This window comes from Deltaproteobacteria bacterium HGW-Deltaproteobacteria-4 (genome assembly GCA_002841765.1).
GTDB lineage: Bacteria > Desulfobacterota > Desulfuromonadia > Desulfuromonadales > UBA2197 > UBA2197.
In genome coordinates, this window is the sequence record PHAV01000002.1 from 99532 (window position 1) to 117615 (window position 18084).

21 protein-coding genes and 1 other RNA gene are annotated in these 18084 nt (G+C 53.7%); all 22 read left to right on the forward strand.

All coding sequences use genetic code 11. The annotated features are described in order from the left end of the window. Window positions 1-45: 45 nt before the first annotated feature. The 22 genes from tsaD to CVU69_01970 all read left to right on the forward strand — a co-directional run bounded on the left by tsaD (window position 46) and on the right by CVU69_01970 (window position 18082). Entirely contained in the window at window positions 46-1068 is a 1023-nt protein-coding gene (gene tsaD / locus CVU69_01865) for a tRNA (adenosine(37)-N6)-threonylcarbamoyltransferase complex transferase subunit TsaD (GenBank protein ID PKN13443.1), read from the forward strand. Continuing rightward, entirely contained in the window at window positions 1068-1910 is an 843-nt protein-coding gene (locus CVU69_01870) for a ribosomal RNA small subunit methyltransferase A (protein ID PKN13444.1), read from the forward strand. Before tsaD ends, CVU69_01870 begins: the two co-directional genes overlap by 1 nt. Next, window positions 1901-3091, forward strand: coding sequence for a hypothetical protein (locus CVU69_01875; protein PKN13445.1), 1191 nt, complete (start codon window positions 1901-1903; stop codon window positions 3089-3091). The genes CVU69_01870 and CVU69_01875 overlap by 10 nt, the downstream gene beginning before the upstream one ends. After that, window positions 3036-3707 carry a flavoredoxin gene (locus tag CVU69_01880; protein PKN13446.1) on the forward strand — a complete coding sequence of 224 codons (672 nt, stop codon included), beginning with the start codon at window positions 3036-3038 and terminating at the stop codon, window positions 3705-3707. Before CVU69_01875 ends, CVU69_01880 begins: the two co-directional genes overlap by 56 nt. A gap of 134 nt (window positions 3708-3841) precedes the next feature. Next, window positions 3842-4642, forward strand: a complete 801-nt coding sequence (panB, locus tag CVU69_01885; protein ID PKN13447.1) for a 3-methyl-2-oxobutanoate hydroxymethyltransferase — start codon at window positions 3842-3844, stop codon at window positions 4640-4642. Then, window positions 4642-5484 carry a pantoate--beta-alanine ligase gene (locus CVU69_01890; GenBank protein PKN13448.1) on the forward strand — a complete coding sequence of 281 codons (843 nt, stop codon included), beginning with the start codon at window positions 4642-4644 and terminating at the stop codon, window positions 5482-5484. The genes panB and CVU69_01890 overlap by 1 nt, the downstream gene beginning before the upstream one ends. Before the next feature lie 51 nt (window positions 5485-5535). Continuing rightward, window positions 5536-7167 carry a putative pyridoxal-dependent aspartate 1-decarboxylase gene (panP, locus tag CVU69_01895; GenBank protein ID PKN13449.1) on the forward strand — a complete coding sequence of 544 codons (1632 nt, stop codon included), beginning with the start codon at window positions 5536-5538 and terminating at the stop codon, window positions 7165-7167. A 27-nt stretch (window positions 7168-7194) separates the two neighbouring features. Further along, on the forward strand, window positions 7195-8442 hold the full coding sequence (locus tag CVU69_01900) for a metal-dependent hydrolase (GenBank protein PKN13450.1): 1248 nt from the start codon (window positions 7195-7197) through the stop codon (window positions 8440-8442). Window positions 8443-8530: 88 nt separating this feature from the next. Further along, window positions 8531-8992, forward strand: coding sequence for an SsrA-binding protein (locus CVU69_01905; GenBank protein PKN13451.1), 462 nt, complete (start codon window positions 8531-8533; stop codon window positions 8990-8992). A gap of 224 nt (window positions 8993-9216) precedes the next feature. Beyond that, complete coding sequence (locus CVU69_01910; GenBank protein PKN13452.1) at window positions 9217-9606, forward strand: hypothetical protein; 390 nt, start codon at window positions 9217-9219, stop codon at window positions 9604-9606. 9 nt (window positions 9607-9615) lie between these two features. Then, the gene (locus CVU69_01915) at window positions 9616-10119 is read left to right on the forward strand and encodes a DUF2318 domain-containing protein (protein ID PKN13453.1); all 504 of its coding nucleotides are present in this window, start codon (window positions 9616-9618) and stop codon (window positions 10117-10119) included. An 8-nt stretch (window positions 10120-10127) separates the two neighbouring features. Further along, the gene (locus CVU69_01920; protein ID PKN13454.1) at window positions 10128-11285 is read left to right on the forward strand and encodes an ABC transporter permease; all 1158 of its coding nucleotides are present in this window, start codon (window positions 10128-10130) and stop codon (window positions 11283-11285) included. An 18-nt stretch (window positions 11286-11303) separates the two neighbouring features. Next, a complete protein-coding gene (locus CVU69_01925; protein PKN13455.1) occupies window positions 11304-11996 on the forward strand; it encodes an ABC transporter ATP-binding protein in 693 nt (230 codons plus the stop codon). 71 nt (window positions 11997-12067) lie between these two features. Continuing rightward, window positions 12068-12424, forward strand: a transfer-messenger RNA (tmRNA) gene (ssrA, locus tag CVU69_01930). Between the two features lie 129 nt (window positions 12425-12553). After that, window positions 12554-12943, forward strand: coding sequence for a hypothetical protein (locus tag CVU69_01935; protein PKN13456.1), 390 nt, complete (start codon window positions 12554-12556; stop codon window positions 12941-12943). A 41-nt stretch (window positions 12944-12984) separates the two neighbouring features. Then, on the forward strand, window positions 12985-14064 hold the full coding sequence (locus tag CVU69_01940) for a glycosyltransferase family 9 protein (GenBank protein PKN13590.1): 1080 nt from the start codon (window positions 12985-12987) through the stop codon (window positions 14062-14064). Next, entirely contained in the window at window positions 14064-14840 is a 777-nt protein-coding gene (locus tag CVU69_01945) for a prepilin peptidase (protein PKN13457.1), read from the forward strand. The genes CVU69_01940 and CVU69_01945 overlap by 1 nt, the downstream gene beginning before the upstream one ends. Before the next feature lie 136 nt (window positions 14841-14976). Beyond that, window positions 14977-15174, forward strand: coding sequence for an XRE family transcriptional regulator (locus CVU69_01950; GenBank protein ID PKN13458.1), 198 nt, complete (start codon window positions 14977-14979; stop codon window positions 15172-15174). Between the two features lie 63 nt (window positions 15175-15237). Further along, window positions 15238-16302 carry a pilus assembly protein PilM gene (locus CVU69_01955; GenBank protein PKN13459.1) on the forward strand — a complete coding sequence of 355 codons (1065 nt, stop codon included), beginning with the start codon at window positions 15238-15240 and terminating at the stop codon, window positions 16300-16302. Beyond that, window positions 16295-16900, forward strand: coding sequence for a fimbrial protein (locus CVU69_01960; GenBank protein ID PKN13460.1), 606 nt, complete (start codon window positions 16295-16297; stop codon window positions 16898-16900). Before CVU69_01955 ends, CVU69_01960 begins: the two co-directional genes overlap by 8 nt. Before the next feature lie 11 nt (window positions 16901-16911). After that, window positions 16912-17514, forward strand: a complete 603-nt coding sequence (locus CVU69_01965; protein ID PKN13461.1) for a pilus assembly protein PilO — start codon at window positions 16912-16914, stop codon at window positions 17512-17514. A 16-nt stretch (window positions 17515-17530) separates the two neighbouring features. Then, window positions 17531-18082, forward strand: coding sequence for a hypothetical protein (locus tag CVU69_01970; protein ID PKN13462.1), 552 nt, complete (start codon window positions 17531-17533; stop codon window positions 18080-18082). Window positions 18083-18084: the final 2 nt, after the last annotated feature.

The following is an 18084-nucleotide window of genomic DNA, read 5'->3' on the forward strand; positions in this document are numbered from 1 at the left end:
ACGGCCCGCCGTGCCCCTGCCTCTACATGAGGTCCTCTCGGCGACATGCTCCTCCTTTGCATAGAAAGTTCCTGCGACGAAACTGCTGCCGCCGTCATTCGTGACGGCCGCACGATCTTATCCAGTATCGTCGCCACCCAGGTTGACATTCACGCCCGTTTCGGCGGCGTGGTACCGGAAATTGCATCCCGTCAGCATCTGGCAGCGATCATCCCGGTGGTCGATGCCGCTCTGGAAAAGGCCGGCCACACCCTCGAGGAGATACAGGGGATCGCTGTCACCCGTGGCCCCGGTCTGGTCGGGGCCCTCCTGGTCGGTCTTGCCTACGCCAAGTCCCTTGCCTTTGCCCGGCAGATTCCGTTCTGCGGCGTTCATCACATCGAAGGACATCTCCTCGCCATTCAACTTGAACAGCCCGTAGCCTTTCCTTATCTGGCTCTGGCCGTCTCCGGCGGACATACGCACCTTTACCGGGTCGACGGCATCGGTGCCTATACGACCCTCGGCCGGACGATTGACGATGCTGCCGGCGAAGCCTTTGACAAGGTCGCCAAGATGCTCGGGCTTCCTTACCCCGGCGGAGCCCGCATCGATCAACTGGCAAAGACGGGGAATCCGCAGGCGATCGATTTTCCGCGTCCGCTGCCCCGCAAAGATAGTGTCGACTTCAGTTTCAGCGGTATGAAGACCGCGGTCGCCACTCATCTGCGTCAAGTCGGGGGGACGGTAGAGGGGAGCGCTCTCAATGACCTCTGCGCCTCCTTTCAGGCCGCGGTTGTCGATGTCCTCACCCGCAAAACCCTGCGTGCGGCCTTGGATCACGAGCTGTCGCGCATCGTTGTCTGCGGCGGCGTTGCCTGTAACAGCGGTCTGCGCCAGCGTTTTCATGAAGTCGCGTCGCAATACCATCACGAGGTCTTTTTCCCGTCGATGTCCCTTTGTGCCGATAATGCCGCGATGCTCGGCGTTGCCGGCGATTTTTATCTGCAGCGCGGCGATCATGGCGGGCTGGATCTTAACGCTCTGGCGAGCTGGCCCCTGGATCGGGTCGGAAAGCAGGTAGTCTGATGGAGACGCAGTATGAAGCGGGGCAGGACCGCTTTCGCACCAAGAAGAGTTACGGGCAGAATTTTTTGCAGGATCGCCAGGTGGTGGCGGAAATCATCGCTGCCGCGGCTATTGGCGAGGAGGATCGGGTCATCGAAATCGGCCCAGGTCTCGGCGCCCTTACCAAGGATCTTTTGGCGCGGGCGCGGGAAGTCAACATTATCGAGATCGATAAAGATCTCATCTCCTTCTGGCAGCAGCGCCCCGATCCACGCCTGCATCTTCATGCCGGTGATGCGCTTGGCCTGAACTGGCGCACTCTCTTTCCGGCTCCCCCCTACATTCTTGCCGCCAACCTGCCCTACAATATTTCGACGCCGATCCTCTTCAAGATGATCGAAGAGCGGGATCTCTTCAAACGGCTGGTGCTGATGTTTCAAAAGGAGGTCGGCGACCGCATCTGTGCTCCGCCGGGCGGGAAGGATTATGGTGTCCTTTCGGTCTTCTGCCAGCTCTGGTTCGACGTTCGCAAGGTGGTGATCGTCCCACCCGGCGCTTTCCACCCGGCGCCGAAGGTTCACTCGATCGTTGTTCAGCTCGATCCGCTCCCCGCTGCACGTGTAGCCCTCGACGATTACGCAACCTTTCGTCGGGTCGTCAAAGGGGCTTTCGGCCAGCGCCGTAAAACCTTGCGCAACGCCTTGGGTGGTGCCGGTTTCACCACTGCCCGCATCGATGCTGTTCTGGCTGCGACCGCCATTGACGGCAGGCGTCGTGGTGAAACCTTGAGTCTCAGCGAGTTTGCGCTCCTCAGTAATGCCTTCGGAGACGAAGAAGGAGAGGCCTTCCACGGATGTCTTTGATCCGCAGCGATGTCATCATTGTCGGTGCTGGTCCTGCCGGCTGTGCCGCCGCCCTCCATCTTGCCGGACAAGGACATGCCGTCGTTCTGATTGAACGTTTGGCGTTGCCGCAAGTCAAGGCTTGTGGTGATGCCCTTCTCCCTGATGCTTTGCGTGCTCTGAGCCGTTTCGGCGTTGCAGATGCTCTTGCCGCTGTTAGCAAAACCCTGGACACACTGCATATCACTGCCCCCAATGGCGTTGAGGTCGAACTTGCGGTTCGCTCCCTGTCCTTAAAAAGACCCGATCTGCATGCCCTTCTTCATGAGCGTCTTCGTGCTTGCGGTGTCGAGTTATGGCGCGGCGAGGTTCTTGAACCCATCCGCTCCTCTGACGGCCAGCTTTGCGGTGTACGCTGCCGTCGTGATGGGGGGGTGACAGAAATATTCGCACCGCTGGTCATTCTCGCCTCCGGAGCCCGTCCTGAGACAATGCAGCGTTTTGGCCTGGTTGAGGTTGAGGCGCCGACCGCCGTGGCGATTCGTGCCTACTACCGGGATTATGACAACCCAGGCGATACGACATTGCGCATCGCCTGCCATCCGGCTATTGCTCCGGGATTTTTTTGGATGTGTCCCCTGCCGGAGCGCCAATATAGCATCGGTTGCGGGCATTTCCTCACGCCGCCCGAACGTCCTGATCAACAATATCTTCTAAATCGCCTGGAGTATCTGTCCCGCTTTTATCCTGTTTCCGCAAAAATTGTCGGGCAGGAGGATATGATCGGCACGCCGTGCAGTTCAGTCCTGCGTACAGGTCTGGTTAACGCTAAACTTTATGCGGATGGACTTCTCGTGACCGGCGAAGCGGCGGGGAGTTCTTCCCCCCTCTTCGGTGCCGGGGTCGGCAAGGCGTTAGAGAGTGGTGAGTTGGCGGGGATAGTTGCTGCGGAAGCTTTGGCCAGTAAACGTTTTGATGCAAGCTTCCTGGCGCGCTATCAAGAACGATTGAACGAAAAATTTCATGAGGTTTATGCAGCTCAAAGCAAGGCACAACAGTGGCTTAACTCTACCAAACATCTGAATATCCTGATTAGTAAGGCGGGCCGTCAGGATAAGCTCAGGCAAAAATTTGAGGCAGTCCTGAATGAGGATCTTCCTCTTTCAAAAGCTGTGTCATTTTGGACCTTCTTCCTCCCTTGAGGAGGTAAAAAATTTTTCAGAGAGAGAGGAACGGATGGATAAAGACAAAAAGACCCTCGGCCCCGGTATTACCTTCTTTCCCCAGCCTGCGACCTGGATCGTCAGTGTAGACAGGGAGGGGACGATTGATATTATGACCGCATCCTGGGTATCGATGGTGAGTAAGACTCCCCCGACAATCGCCCTCTCTCTCCATCACGGCCGGCAGACTTATGCCAATATTCAGCAGAGTGGCGTCTTTACGGTCAATGTCATCCCGAGCAGCCAGGCGGTGGCCGGCGACTATTGCGGTCTCGTCTCCGGACGTGATGTCGATAAGCTGGCAGCGACCGATCTTACTCCGACGGCCGCATTGCACGTCGTCGCCCCGATCCTCGCCGAGTCCCCCTTGAACCTTGAATGCCGGGTAACGAATGAAGTTGCCATCGGTGATTATCGCCTGATTCTCGGGGAAGTTCTCGAAATCCACATTGCTGCAGCGGCCTGTCGTGAGGGTGGCTACGACACTGCGGTGATCGATCCCCTCGTTTATCTCGGAGGCATTCGCGAATACTGGGGGTTGGGGGAAAAGGTCGGGATCGCCTACAGCATCGGTAAGGAATTACTGCCGAAATAGAGGGGTTTACCCGGCGGCTCCCCCTGAAAAATATGGACACTCTGCGGTGCTCCATGCTATATGCAAAACGCTTTTTTACTTGTACCTGTCGAAGGCGCTTTATCAGATTTTTGAAGGATAACCGGAGGTTGCCGATGAAAAAAGCGAAGACCATCCTCGATTTTCAACGGATGAAAGAGGAGCAGGAGAAGATTTCCGTGCTCACCGCTTATGACTATCCTTTTGCCCGCCTCATGGAGCAGGCTGGTCTCGATATGATCCTCGTCGGCGATTCCGTTGGCAGCGTCGTCGCAGGCTATGACAATACCCTGCCGGTGACCATGGATGAGATGGTTTACCATACCCGCGCTGTAGTGCGCGGCGCTCCCCGGACTTTTGTTGTGGCGGATATGCCCTTCCTTTCCTATCAGGTTGAGCTGGCCGAGGCACGACGCAATGCCGGCCGGCTGATCAAGGAGGGAGGGGCGCGGGCAGTCAAACTCGAAGGGGGGGAACATGTTGCGGCAACGATTCGGGCGATTGTCGATATGGATATACCGGTGATTGCCCACATCGGTCTGACGCCGCAATCGATCCATCGCATGGGCGGCTACAAGGTGCAGGGACGGCAGGAAACCCAGGCTCGCCAACTCCTCGCCGATGCTGAGGCGGTCGCCCGCGCCGGGGCTTTCGCGGTGGTACTGGAAGGGATTCCCAGCACCCTCGCCGCCGAAATCACGGCTCGATTGACGATTCCCACCATCGGTATCGGTGCCGGCAGCGCCTGCGACGGTCAGGTGCTGGTCATTCACGATATCCTCGGCCTCTGCGAGAAGTACTCCCCGAAATTCGTCAAGCGCTATGCCGATGCCGGGGAGCTGATCAGTGGCGCGATCAACGACTATATCCATGAGGTCAAGGCTGGCGCTTTCCCCGGTAAGGAGCACAGTTTCTGATGGAGATGGTTACTGGCCCAATAGAAATGCAGCAGCGTGCCTTGACGGCGAAAAGGGCAGGGCAGCGAATCTCTTTTGTCCCGACCATGGGTTTTCTGCACGATGGGCACCTTTCTCTGTTGCAGGAAGGGCGCAAGCGCGGTGATCTTCTCGTTCTGTCTATCTTTGTGAATCCGACCCAGTTCGGGGCGAACGAAGATCTTTCCACCTATCCGCGGGCGCTGGAGAACGACAGTGAACTCGCCCGTGTGGCCGGTACGGATCTGGTCTTTGCACCTTCATCCGCCGCCATTTATCCCCCCGATGCTTCGACCTGGGTCAATGTCGAAGGGCTGACTGATGTCCTTTGCGGCGCCAGCCGTCCCGGCCACTTTCGCGGCGTGACGACAGTGGTGGCCAAGCTCTTTAATCTTGTTCAGCCCGATGTGGCCCTCTTTGGCTGCAAGGATTTTCAGCAGCTTGCCGTGATCCGCCGTATGGTACGCGATCTCGACATTCCGGTAGAGATTGTCGGTATGCCGATCGTGCGCGAGGCCGACGGTTTGGCGCTGAGTTCGCGTAATGTCTACCTGACTCCCGACGAGCGACAGCAGGCTCTGGTCCTGTCGCGGGCGATTGCCACCGCGCGGAAGATGGCCGGTGCCGGGGAGCGCGACGCTGGAGAAATTGTTGCCGCCCTGCGGGCGTTGATCGCTGCTCAACCGGCGGCCCGCATCGACTATCTGCAGATCTGCCATCAAGACACGTTGCAGGAACAGACGGCGATCAACAGAGATTCGGTCCTCCTGCTCGCCGTCTTTATCGGCAAGACCCGGCTGATCGACAACAGTTTTCTGCTATGAATCTGCCAGTCGGTCGTCGCTTGTGACCGCTGTGCTCAAGGTGAATGAAAGATGCCGAAAAATCGCGATGTAGCCCGCGCCAATCTGGAAAATCTTTACCGGATCTTTACCGTGCCGGAAGCGCGCGATTCGACCCTCGGGTCGATCGATCAGATGATCGCCGCTGATGTTGCCGGTTTTTTGCAAACTCATATCGTTGCCATCGAACGCAACCTCGAAGAGATCGAGGCGGATTTCTCCTCTTCCAACATCCCCGAAGAACCGACCTACGTCTCCGAATATACCGAGTTTGTCAAAGAGAAGTTGGTCGCCCAGTCAGTTCACACGGCCGCCCCCGCGTTTATCGGTCACATGACTTCGGCGCTCCCTTATTTCATGTTGCCTTTATCCCGCATCATGACCGCCCTCAATCAGAATCTGGTCAAGGTCGAGACCTCCAAGGCCTTCACGCCGATGGAGCGTCAGGTGCTGGCCATGCTGCATCATCTCGTTTATCGCCGTGAGGATGATTTTTATCCGCAATGGATCCATAACAGTCTTTACGCGCTCGGCGCATTCTGCTCCGGCGGCACGATCGCCAACGTGACGGCGCTATGGGTGGCGCGCAACCGCCTCTTTGCGTCCGGCCCCGAGTTCCGCGGCATTGCCCAGGAAGGGCTGGCCCGATCGATGAAGCACCTTGGCTGTGAAGGGATTGCCGTCCTCGTTTCCGAACGCGGCCACTATTCCTTTGGCAAAGCAGCGGATCTCCTTGGCCTCGGCCGTGATCATCTCGTCAAAGTGAAGACCGATGCCAACAACCGCATCGATCTCAATGCATTGCGAGAAGAATGCCGCCGACTGAAGGGTGAGAATATCCGTCCCCTGGCTTTGGTCGGTATCGCCGGGACGACCGAGACCGGCAACATCGATCCCCTTGATGCGCTGGCGGATTTTGCTCAAGAACTCGGCTGCCATTTTCACGTCGATGCCGCCTGGGGCGGGCCGACCCTCTTTTCTGACCAGCACCGCTCGCTCCTTGCCGGCATCGAACGGGCTGACTCGGTGACGATTGATGCACACAAGCAGCTTTATGTGCCGATGGGGGCGGGGATGGTCGTCTTCAAAGATCCGACCGCGCTCTCGGCGATCGAACATCACGCCAACTATATCCTCCGGCACGGATCGAAAGATCTTGGCAGCCACACCCTTGAAGGCTCACGGCCGGGGAAGTCGCTGCTCGTTCATGCCGGATTATCGATTATCGGTCGCAAAGGGTATGAACTCCTGATTAATCTCGGGATCGAGCGGGCAAAAACTTTTGCTGAAATGATCCGCCAGCACCCTGATTTTGAGCTGACCAGCGAGCCGGAGTTGAATATCCTGACTTACCGCTACTGCCCGCAATCGGTGCAGCAGCAACTGTCCCGGTCGACTCCGGAGCAGGCTGGGCAGATTAATCTCCTTCTGGATCAGGCCTGCCAATTGCTGCAGAAGAGTCAGCGCGAAGCAGGCAAGACGTTTGTTTCCCGGACGCGATTGCGAGTCCCTCGTTATGATGAGGAGTTGACGGTGCTGCGCGTCGTTCTCGCCAATCCGCTGACGACCGATGAGATCCTCGCTACGGTTCTAGCGGAACAGTGCGAGATCGTGCAGCAACCGGAGATTGCGACTTTGCTCCAGCAAGTGATGGCGCTCTGCTGACTTTGACGGGGCGTCCTGTGGGAACCGATGGGAACGATGAAAAAAGCAAAACTTTTACGCGCCCGTTACCTCCTTCCGAGCGCCGGAGCGCCGGCGATTGAAGACGGCGCCCTGCTGATCGTTGGGGGGCGTATCGCTGCTGTTGGCAGTTATTCGACCCTGCAAGACAGTGCCGCCGAAGTCATCGATTACGGTGATGCCGTCATCCTTCCTCCTCTGGTCAACGCCCACTGCCATCTCGAACTCACCGATTTTCCCCAGTGGACAACTGCGTGCGGCGAAACGACTCTGCCTACGAGCTTTGTCGGCTGGATCCGGCGATTGATCCGGGTGCGCCGCTCCATCGGGGCCGACCCGGTGCCGGCTTCTGTCAGCACCGGAATTCGTCAGCTCCTTGCCGCCGGGACCGGGGCGGTCGGCGACATTCTCACCACCCCCGGCGCCCTCGCTCCCCTCCTTGCCTCCCCCCTTTACGGCCGGATCTTCTTCGAAACAATCGGACTCGACGAAGAGCGCTTCATTCCTGCCCTCGCGGCGGCTCTCGCGTCTGCCCGTTCGCTTACTTACCCCCTGAGTGGCGGACTGTCACCGCACTCAACCTATACGGTCTCGGCCCGCCATTTGGAGAAAGCAATCAGCACTGGTCTTCCTTTGGCGATTCACTGTGCCGAGTCGCCCGAGGAGAGCCTCTTTCTCCGTGAGGGAAGGGGCCCGATTGCCGCGGAACTTTACGCTGCCGCCGGTTGGCCGCTTCCGGAGCCCGCGCCCGGCCTATCGCCGGTTGCTTGGCTGGCGGCACAGGGTGCCTTGAGTGCGCAAACCCTTCTTGTTCACGGGGTGCAGGTCAATGCGGAGGATGCGGTGCGCATTGCCGGTAGCGGCGCCATCGTTGTCCTTTGTCCCCGTTCTAATGCCCGATTGGGTGTCGGCACTGCCCCAATCGGACTTTACAAGAAAGCCGGCGTTTCTCTTGCTCTCGGCACCGACTCGCGAGCGAGCAACGATTCCCTTTCCCTCTGGGAGGAGATCGCCTTTGCCCGCTCTGTCTACCCGGAATTGTCGCCGGAGGAACTCCTTGCCATCGCCACTTGCGGCGGGGCGCGGGCCTTGGGACTGGAACAGGAGATGGGAGTGTTGACCGTCGGTTCTGGCGCGCATTTGCAGGTGCTGACCGCCGCGAACCTCCCGCCGGTGGCGGGACTTGCGGGATGGTTATGCGGCGCTGAACATCAGGTCGTTGCCCTCTGGCTTGGCGGCATTGAACGGTTGCGCTAAGACGTTTCTTGCTAAATACAAGTGCTGCGACTATAATTCCCCTTCTTTATTCCCCATTGAAAACCTTTTGTACGGATTATTGATTTATATGGGTATCAAACTTATTGCCAGCAACAAAAAGGCGTATCACGACTATTTTATCGACGATGTCTTTGAGGCCGGCCTGGTCCTGACCGGCACCGAGGTCAAGTCGTTGCGACTCGGCAAGGTCAGTCTCAAGGAATCCTTTTGCCGCATCAAGGACGGCGAAGTCTTTGTTAATAACATGAACATCAGCCCCTATGAGCAGGGCGGTCGGGAAAATCCAGCGGACCCGACGCGGATGCGTAAGCTCCTGCTCCATCACGCCGAGATCCTCAAGTTGACCCGTAAAGTCGACGAGCGTGGATTTTCGATCGTCCCGACTCGCATCTACTTTAAAGAGAGTCGAGTCAAGCTGGAGATCGGCCTGGGCAAGGGGAAGAAGACGCACGATAAACGCGAAACGCTGAAAGAGAAGCAGGCAACGCGGGAGGTCGCCAAGATCCTCAAGTCGGGACAGCACGATTAGTTTCTGTTCTGCTCCTGTTTGATAAGATCAACTGCGGAATATTCGACAAATAACTTGTCGGATATTCCGCAGTTTTCGTTTGTTTTAGGACGCAGGAAGTGTTTTTCTTCTATTAAGTTAAATGATTATAGTCGGTTGCATGAACAGTTTGTGGGTGGCACGGCTTCTGTATAGGTTCTATATGAAAACAATCTTTCGACTCTATTCCTGAAAAAGGAGTTCCCATGCATAAAAAGACACTGATTTCCTCCCTGATTATTTCAGCCCTGCTTATTGCTCTCGCCGCAATGTTCGTCGTTGCCTCGGAAAGTCCGGCTGGACGCGCCGAGTATCTGGTGCCGCGGATTACCTGTGGTGCCTGTGTTCAGGTGATTACGGCTGACCTGGAAAAGCTGGCTGGCGTCAGTAAGGTGGAGGTTAATGTGGCGACGACGACGGTCAAGGTCGCCTTCGATGAAAAACGGACGGATGCCGGAGAAATTGCTCTTGCATTGAACAGGGCCGGTTATCCGGGGAGTATTGTCGCCCTGAATGGCAAGGTGGCGCCGGGGGCGGTTGAGATCGCTAAAAAGGCCGGTGGCTGTGGTAGTTGTTGCAATCCGACAACGAGATAATGGAGCCTAATGATGAATAACCCGTCACGACAAGAAGGAAAAAACCCGATGAAAAAATCGTCAGTTACGCTGTTGCTGATTGTTGTTTCTCTTTTGGTTACGGCGAGCGCGCTGGTCGGTTGGCTTGGCATCCCCGGCACCGGAGGTGCTGCAAGTGTAGCTGCCAGAGACGGCAAGTTGTCCATCCCCATTGCTGATTTGAACGACGGCAAAGCTCATTTTTACAGTTATAAGGGTCAAACAGGGAAGATTACTTTCTTTGTGATTAAAGGGACGGATGGAACGCTGCGCGCCGCTTTTGATGCCTGTGATGTCTGCTATCAAGAAAAGAAGGGCTACGAGCAAAAGGGCGAACAGATGATCTGCAAGAACTGCAATCAGTCCTTCCCGGTGGCTAAAATCGGCACAGTGAGTGGCGGTTGTAATCCTTCCCCCCTCAAGACGACTCTGGTCGGCACCAGCCTGGAGATCACTGTGGCCGATCTTGAGTCTGGTTCCCATTATTTCCGTTAGGATGCGATATGAATCTGCGCACCATCGCCTTCAATAATCTCCGTCGTCGTAAGGGGCGGATGGCCTTCCTCCTTGCCGGACTCCTGATCGGCGTGGCGACGGTTGTCACTCTCTTCTCTCTGGCCACGTCCTTGACTCTCGATGCCGAGCACAAGCTCGACAGTTATGGCGCAAATATCGTCATCACCCCCAAGCGTGATGACCTTTCTCTGAGCTATGGCGGTATCACCCTCGCCGGCGTCAACGTGACACAGAACGAGCTTCGGATGGCCGATTTGCAGCGGATCGGTCAGATAAAGAACTTCAATAATATCGCAGGGATTGCTCCAAAGGTCCTTGGTGCTGTCGAGATTAAAGGGGTGCGGGTGCTGTTGATGGGGGTCTCTTCCGAGGTGGAGTTTACCCTGAAGCGCTGGTGGAATGTCGATGGTCGGCCGCTGGCGAAAGACAACGAACTGGTCGTCGGCAGCAGTGTGGCGCAGCGGTTAGGTTTAGCCATAGGTGATCAGGTCAGTATCGATGGCAGCGATTTTGTCATCACCGGCATCCTTCAGCCGACCGGTTCGCAGGATGATGAACTGGTAATTGGGACTCTGGCGGTAGCGCAACGCCTCTTTGCCAAGGAAGGTCTGGTCTCTCTTGTCGAAGTGGCCGCCCTTTGTGCCGGTTGTCCGATTGAAGAGATGGTTGAGCAGATCGCTGCCGTCCTTCCCCAGGCTGAAGTAAACGCCATTCAGCAAGTGGTCAAAACTCGTATGCACGCACTGGCACAGTTCCAGACCTTTGCCCTTGGCATCTCTGCAGTGGTTCTGTTAATCGGCGCTCTCGTGGTGCTGGTGACGATGATGGGTTCGGTTAATGAGCGCACTCGTGAGATCGGTATCTTTCGCGCTCTCGGTTTTCGTCGTGGTCACGTCGTTGCCCTGATTGAGATCGAGGCCGTGACGGTCAGCTGCTTTGCCGGACTGTTCGGTTATCTCCTCGGTATGACAGCGACCCGGATGATCCTTCCCTTTCTGGCGGAAGCCCACCTGGAAATCATCTGGGATCTGCGTCTCGCCGGCGGTGCGCTCCTTCTAGCGGTCATCGTCGGCGCCCTCGCGTCCCTTTATCCTGCGCTGCATGCCAGTCGCATGGAGCCGACGGTTGCACTACGGGCTCTGTAAATTCATAAGGAGTCAGGGATGTCTCTGATTAAAATTACCAACCTGAGCAAACACTACCTTGGTGCAGATACCGTCGTTGCCCTTGACGGCATCGATCTGGAGATTCAGAGCGGCTCCTTTGTCGGGATGATGGGGCCGTCGGGATCGGGGAAGAGCACCTTTCTCTCCATCCTTGGCGGACTCTGTCAGCCGGGGAGCGGTCGCGTTGTCGTCAATACTATTGATCTATATGCCCTCGGCAGCGAACAGCTCGCTGATTTTCGGCGGGAATACCTCGGTTTTGTCTTCCAGGCTTTTAACCTTATTCCATATCTCACCGCTCTGGAGAATGTCATGCTACCGATGGCCGTCAAGTCGCTATCGGCGCGAGAAAAGAGGCGCCGGGCGCAGGAAGTTCTGGAGCGGGTCGGCCTCGGCGCCCGCATCGGACACCTACCTAATCAGCTCTCTGGCGGCGAACAGGAACGGGTCGCCATTGCCCGAGCTCTCGTCAATAAGCCGCCACTGATCCTCGCCGATGAGCCGACCGGCAGCCTCGATTCCGCAACAAGCAGCGAGATCATGGGGCTTCTGGCCGAACTTCACCGCGAGGGGCAGACGATCGTCATGGTCACCCACAATCCCGAGACCTGTAGCCATTTCGATCGTACTATCCTGTTGCGTGATGGCCGCATTGCCAGCGATCAGTTTCGTCCTCTCTCTGCCGCTTGAACTTTAACGATAGCTGTGGCATAGTAACACTCACCAGGTACAAACCGTAGATTTGACACTCAGCACTTTTCGGGGGCGCCAAGGTTTCGACGGGGATAGGAAGCGAAGGTTGCATGCCGGGGATGCCAGTTGGCCTCGTTAAAAAATCTGGCAACACATACAAACGCCGATACTGACGTTCGTTACGCACTAGCGGCTTAATTGCCGCTACGTCTCTTCGCTTCATCGCCCATGTGGGGTTTAGAGACGTCATTAATGTGGGATAGTTCTCAAGTTCGCCTGCGGCGCGAGAGCGAAATCTAGCAGGATCCCCCAAAGAAAATCCTGTCCGTGGGAGTTTCGAGGGTAAACTAAAATACGGACTACGCATGTAGAAGCTTTTCGTAGATGATTTTCGGACGCGGGTTCGATTCCCGCCGCCTCCACCAAAAAGAAGCATAAAATCAGGTCACTGATTTTAGTAAGCTGCCTCCCTCGTGTGATACAGGGAGGCTTTCTTTTATCTTGCGGCTTGCAGGGTGGTGGTTGAAGGTCCTCAGTGATGAAAGGTTTATGTTATGGCAATCGGTTGGTTTGCACTTTTGACAAAAGTTCCATGGTCGGAAGTCATCAGCAATGCTCCCAAGGTTGCTGATGCCGCAAAGAAGTTGTGGAAAGCTGTGGCTAACAAGTCTGTTTCATCCGAAACTCTGACCGACGTTGCACCCCCTCATTTTTTGCCGGATGCTACTTTTATAGCCGGCATGGAAGCGCGTCTCATCGCCATGGAGGCGGGCCATTCCGATCTGCAGAATCAAATGCTTGCTTCATCAGAGCTTATCAAAGAGCTTGCCGACCAGAATGCACAGCTTGTTAAACGGATTGAGACTAATCGTATTCGGGTTATCTGGTTAACTGTAGCAATAGGACTGGTGATCATCTTCATGGCTCTAGCGCGCTTAAGGTAAGTATTTTATTGGCGGATTTTTATAGGGTAAGCCGAGTGAATATCAAGATTTCATTACTGAAATTCATTGATCGTGTCGTTGGTGGGGTGGTGCGCTTCTGGCCTGCACCGTCGCGGCGGCCTCACGGTGCGCTGCAGTCGATTCTTGTTATCCGTCCTGGCGGAATTGGTGATGCAGTTCATCTCCTCCCGTTGCTACAACGTTTGCGGGGATGCTTCCCCACGGCCCGCATCTTTGTTCTGGGCGAGCGCCGTAACGTCGGTGTTTTCGTCCTTTCGCCGGTCAAAGTGACTGTCTTGTGTTACGATCGGCCCCTTGAATTTCTCCGATCTTTGATTAGTCAATATGATGTTGTTATCGATTCAGAACAGTGGCATTGTCTTTCTGCCGTTGTCGCCCGGATGGTGCGGGCTCCGGTCAAGATTGGATTTGCCGGCAACGTGCGCCAACGTCTCTTTACGGATCCGCTTCCTTATTCTCAGGAAAAATACGAAGCGGAAATCTTTCTCTCCTTGTTGACACCACTAGGTATTCCGTATAAATCACTGCCACCTCCACCCTGGCTGCGAATTCCGTACAACATAGCATCGGAGATCACTTCGTTACGGACAAAGGTTGACGGTCGTTACCTTGTCCTTTTTCCCGGAGCAAGTATCGCAGCTCGTCGCTGGGGGGCGGAGCGTTTTCGACTTCTGGCGCGCGCCATTTATGAGATTGGCTGGCAGGTGGTTGTCGTCGGCGGTCGCGACGACTGTTCGACCGCTGACGCGATCTGTCGGGACGGATGGGGGCACGACTTCTCCGGCCAGACCAGTCTTGCCGGAACGGCAGCATTGATTGCCGGTGCCGATCTTTTGGTCAGCGGAGATTCTGGCCTTTTACACATCGGTGTTGCTTTAGGAATTCCAACGGTTTCATTTTTTGGTCCCGGGATTGCGGAGAAATGGGCACCACGCGGAGAAGGGCATAGTGTTCTTAATCTGCAGCTCCCTTGCTCTCCCTGTACGCTCTTTGGTACGACCCCTGCATGTAAAAATAAGCTGGCGTGTTTGTCGGGGATCAGCGTTGATGCAGTTATTCAGGCAGTGAAAAAACAGTTACTACAGAACGGAATTGATTGATGTCCTCCATTATCGTCTATCTCTTGGTCTTTTCTCTTGGTGCTTGCATCGGTTCTTTTCTCAATGTTTGTATTTACCGGATTCCCGCTGGTCTTTCGATCGTTCATCCTCCGTCGCGTTGCCCGCAGTGCGGAACACAAATTCGCTGGTGGCAGAATATTCCGATTGTGAGTTGGTTGTTTCTGCGGGGTAAATGTGCAACCTGCAAAGTGAAAATCAGCACTCGTTATCTGCTGGTCGAGATTTTGACCGGCCTGCTCTTCCTTAAAATTTTCATGATGTTTGCAATCCATCCGGCAACTTTGGTCTTTTGGGCCTTTGCGGCGGCGTTGGTGATTCTGACCTTTATCGACCTCGATCACCAGATTATTCCTGACGTTATTAGTCTTCCGGGGGTAATTCTTGGCTTTTCCACAGTTGCTTTGACCCCGTTGACGTGGAGTGATTCCATCCTTGGCATCCTGCTTGGTGGCGGTTCCCTTTGGCTGATCGCGATTATTTACGAGTTTCTGACCAAGAACGAGGGGATGGGGGGAGGGGATATCAAGTTGCTGGCGATGATCGGCGCTTTTCTCGGCTGGAAGGCCATTTTGCCTGTCATCTTTATCAGTTCATGCCTTGGAACCCTCGTCGGCGTTCCGCTGATGTTACGTCAAGGTGCGAGTGGCAAACTTGCTATTCCTTTCGGTCCGTTTTTGTCTGCAGCTGCTCTGATCTGGTTTTTTTATGGAGGATTGTTGTTACGTTGGTATCTCGGATTTTTTCGCTATGGATAATCGTTGCAGCCTGATGTGGAACCTTTTTAAAGAGATAAATTATATTCCCTTTAAAAAAATTACTTGACTGTATTATTGAAGGACATATAATTAGGCCTAATTTTGCATAATAAGATTTATTATTTCAATATATGCGGTGGGTTGCGTGAATAATGTAAAGAAATTCAGAGAGTCACTGTTAATGACCAAGGCTGAACTCGCTCGCAAAGCGGGGCTTTCTGCGTTGACCATTGACAGGATTGAGCGTGGATCGGCCTGTCGAATTTCTACCATGCGCAAGATAATTCTCGCCTTTGGTTTGAAAATTGAAGACAGGAACAAAATTTTTCCGTAATTTTATCGTCTTGTCAGCCTAAATAAATGAGAGCACACATTAAGTTATTGCCGAGGGATCGTTATGTTTTCTGGATCAAAAAAAGATTTAGTCGGTATCGATATCGGTTCGCGGGCTGTTAAGGTCGTGCGGTTGCGGGAAGTCAAGGGTCTTTGGCATCTGCAGGCAATTGGTATGGCCAGTCTTCCTCAGGAGGCGATTGTCGATAACGCCATTATGGATTCTTCGGCGGTCATTGATGTCGTCAAAAGTCTTCATACCAATTTAAGGATTGGCACAAAGAATGTCGTAACCTCAATTTCCGGACATTCGGTCATTATCCGCAAGATTCAAATGCCGATTATGACCGAAGAAGAGTTGGAAAATTCGATTGTATTTGAGGCCGAGCAGTATATCCCTTTCGATATTACCGAAGTCTTTCTCGATTTTCACATTATCGGTTCGGACGTTAACGACCCGACGATGATGAATGTCTTTCTGGTTGCAGCCAAAAAAGATTTTGTCAACGATCATATTGCTATCTTCAGGGAGTGCGGTTTGACTCCCATGGTGATGGATATTGACTCTCTTGCAGTGCAAAATGCTTTTGAGTTGAATTATGCGGTTGATGAAAATGTGGTAATCGGACTCGTTAATATGGGCGCCGGTGGGATGAATGTCAGTGTCCTTAAGGACGGCGCCTCAATCTTTACCCGTGATATTCAAATCGGTGGAAATATTCTCAACGAAGAGATCCAGAAGCAGTTTGGTCTCGGTAGCGCTGATGCTGAGCGTGCCAAGTTAGGACAGGAAATTCCCGGGATAGAACAGCAAGCAATCGAGGAAGTTCTTCTCAGCGCCACGGAGATGTTGGCGCAGGAAGTCCAACGCTCACTTGATTTTTTCACAGCCACTGCAGCGGACGATAAAATTCAACATCTTTATATCACCGGTGGGATCGCCCAGTTACCTCAAATACGCCATGCTCTGGAAAATCGCCTTGGTATCGATGTGGAGATTATTGACCCATTCCGGCAAATAGTTGTGAATGAAAAAGACTTTGAAATCGAATATTTAAAATCGATAGGTCCGATGTTTGCCGTCGCTGTCGGATTGGCGATGCGTCGCGTAGGGGACAAGAATGATTAAAATCAATCTCCTCCCGGTCAGGGAATCGCAAAAAAAGGAAAGGCTACGTGAGCAAGTAGTTGTTTTACTCGCTTGCGCCATTTTTACAGTCAGCGGTTGTGCTGCTGCCTACACAACTATCCTTGCTAAAATCAGTCAGAAGACAGACGTAATCAGTGAACAGACCAAGGTGATTGAACAGTTAAAAAAACAGATCGGCGAAGTGGAAAAAGTAAAAAAGTTGCAAGCTGAACTTCAGTCCAAGCTCGATATACTGGGGAAACTCAAGGCAAATAAGACCGGTCCTGCACACATGCTGGATGAATTGAGTATGGCCATTCCGGAAAAATTGTGGATTGATTCTTTTGATAATATTGCTGGTGCCGTCAATCTCAGTGGTATGGGTATCAACGAAGAGATTGTAGCGATTTTTTTACAGCAACTGGAAGCCTCGCCTTATTACATGAGAGTTGAGTTGCAGAGTCTTGAACAGGCGACGATTGAAGGGAATAAATTTCAGAGATTTAAAGTTGTTGCAAAGGAAGAAGTGCCTCCAATTAAAAACGTGGATAACGATAAAGCGGCCGTGAAGAAGTCTGAGCCCGCCCAAAAAACGTAAGGGAGCTATTGATGAATCCGCAGGTTGAAAAGTTTATCAAGTTGCCTTTTTATAAGCGCTTTCTTATAGTTTTTGTCGTATTGCTTAGTATTACCGGCGCTTTTTACTTCTTTGTTTTTGTGCCCAAGATGGATGAGTACAAAGGGCTGGTCAAGAAGAGTGAGACCTTGCAGGCGGAAATAGTTCAAAAAAAGAGTATTGCCGATAATCTCGTACGTTTTCGCGATGAATACGATAAGATGCAGCAGCGTCTCGATGAGTCCTTGAAAGAATTACCTAACGACAAGGAACTTCCCGAGCTATTGACCAGTATTGCTGCAATTGCCAAACAGAATCAACTCGAAGTGAAAAAGTTTCAGCCGGGGGGCGAAGTTGCTAAGGGTTTTTATGCCGAGGTGCCGGTCACTTTGACTTTAACTGGTCGCTATCTTGATATTGGCAGGTTCTTTTTTGATATCAGCGAAATGCCTCGTATTGTCACGGTCGGAAATATTAAGATGAAGACGGTCGGTGGGAAAGCGGCCGGGCAGGTGCTGATCTCGGTCGACTGCCAAGCGACAACTTATCGTTTCTTGAGTGCTGGAGAGAATCCTCCCCCTGCGAAGAAAAAGTAGACAGTCGGAGTTAATCATGATGAAGGCACAACGAAATCTGTCTAAGTGGTTCGTTATCTCCTGTGGATTGACTGTACTCGTGGCTTGTGGTGAGGAAACACCCGTCACACCGGTGGCCCCTGCCAAACCCCAACCTCGGAAAGTAGAAGCAGCCAAAGTCGCACCAGGATCGGTAGAGGGGGGTGTCACCGTGATGGATGCCCTTCCCCCCAAGTACACTTTTGTTACAGAGAATCGCCGGGATCCCTTTCAGCCCTTTATTTTAATTAAGCGGCCTGTTGATGCCGACGCAGATCTTTCGGCACAAACACCGTTACAGCAGTACGAGACGATGCAGTACAAACTCTCTGCTGTCATCGTTGGTTATGGCCAACCGATGGTCATGGTCATTGCCCCGGATGGCAAGAGTTATGTTGTACGCAAAGGTATGAAAATCGGCAAAAATGGTGGGACAGTTATACAGATCAATAAAGAGGGTTTCCTTGTGGAAGAGAAGTATCGTGACTTCACAGATGTAGTTCGAACCAATATTTTAGAGATCAAACTCCCGAAGCGGGAAGGAGTCTGAAC

Excerpts from the sequence above, each read along its gene's own strand:
- CVU69_01920 (PKN13454.1), top strand. The coding sequence starts at position 10,128 with ATGAATCTGCGCACCATCGCCTTCAATAATCTCCGTCGTCGTAAGGGG.
- CVU69_01965 (PKN13461.1), top strand. The coding sequence starts at position 16,912 with ATGAATCCGCAGGTTGAAAAGTTTATCAAGTTGCCTTTTTATAAGCGC.
- CVU69_01935 (PKN13456.1), top strand. The coding sequence starts at position 12,554 with ATGGCAATCGGTTGGTTTGCACTTTTGACAAAAGTTCCATGGTCGGAA.
- CVU69_01910 (PKN13452.1), top strand. The coding sequence starts at position 9,217 with ATGCATAAAAAGACACTGATTTCCTCCCTGATTATTTCAGCCCTGCTT.
- CVU69_01945 (PKN13457.1), top strand. The coding sequence starts at position 14,064 with ATGTCCTCCATTATCGTCTATCTCTTGGTCTTTTCTCTTGGTGCTTGC.
- CVU69_01870 (PKN13444.1), top strand. The coding sequence starts at position 1,068 with ATGGAGACGCAGTATGAAGCGGGGCAGGACCGCTTTCGCACCAAGAAG.
- CVU69_01960 (PKN13460.1), top strand. The coding sequence starts at position 16,295 with ATGATTAAAATCAATCTCCTCCCGGTCAGGGAATCGCAAAAAAAGGAA.
- CVU69_01880 (PKN13446.1), top strand. The coding sequence starts at position 3,036 with ATGAGGATCTTCCTCTTTCAAAAGCTGTGTCATTTTGGACCTTCTTCC.
- CVU69_01970 (PKN13462.1), top strand. The coding sequence starts at position 17,531 with ATGATGAAGGCACAACGAAATCTGTCTAAGTGGTTCGTTATCTCCTGT.
- CVU69_01915 (PKN13453.1), top strand. The coding sequence starts at position 9,616 with ATGATGAATAACCCGTCACGACAAGAAGGAAAAAACCCGATGAAAAAA.
- CVU69_01955 (PKN13459.1), top strand. The coding sequence starts at position 15,238 with ATGTTTTCTGGATCAAAAAAAGATTTAGTCGGTATCGATATCGGTTCG.
- CVU69_01890 (PKN13448.1), top strand. The coding sequence starts at position 4,642 with ATGGAGATGGTTACTGGCCCAATAGAAATGCAGCAGCGTGCCTTGACG.
- CVU69_01925 (PKN13455.1), top strand. The coding sequence starts at position 11,304 with ATGTCTCTGATTAAAATTACCAACCTGAGCAAACACTACCTTGGTGCA.
- panB (PKN13447.1), top strand. The coding sequence starts at position 3,842 with ATGAAAAAAGCGAAGACCATCCTCGATTTTCAACGGATGAAAGAGGAG.
- CVU69_01905 (PKN13451.1), top strand. The coding sequence starts at position 8,531 with ATGGGTATCAAACTTATTGCCAGCAACAAAAAGGCGTATCACGACTAT.
- panP (PKN13449.1), top strand. The coding sequence starts at position 5,536 with ATGCCGAAAAATCGCGATGTAGCCCGCGCCAATCTGGAAAATCTTTAC.
- CVU69_01900 (PKN13450.1), top strand. The coding sequence starts at position 7,195 with ATGGGAACGATGAAAAAAGCAAAACTTTTACGCGCCCGTTACCTCCTT.
- CVU69_01875 (PKN13445.1), top strand. The coding sequence starts at position 1,901 with ATGTCTTTGATCCGCAGCGATGTCATCATTGTCGGTGCTGGTCCTGCC.
- tsaD (PKN13443.1), top strand. The coding sequence starts at position 46 with ATGCTCCTCCTTTGCATAGAAAGTTCCTGCGACGAAACTGCTGCCGCC.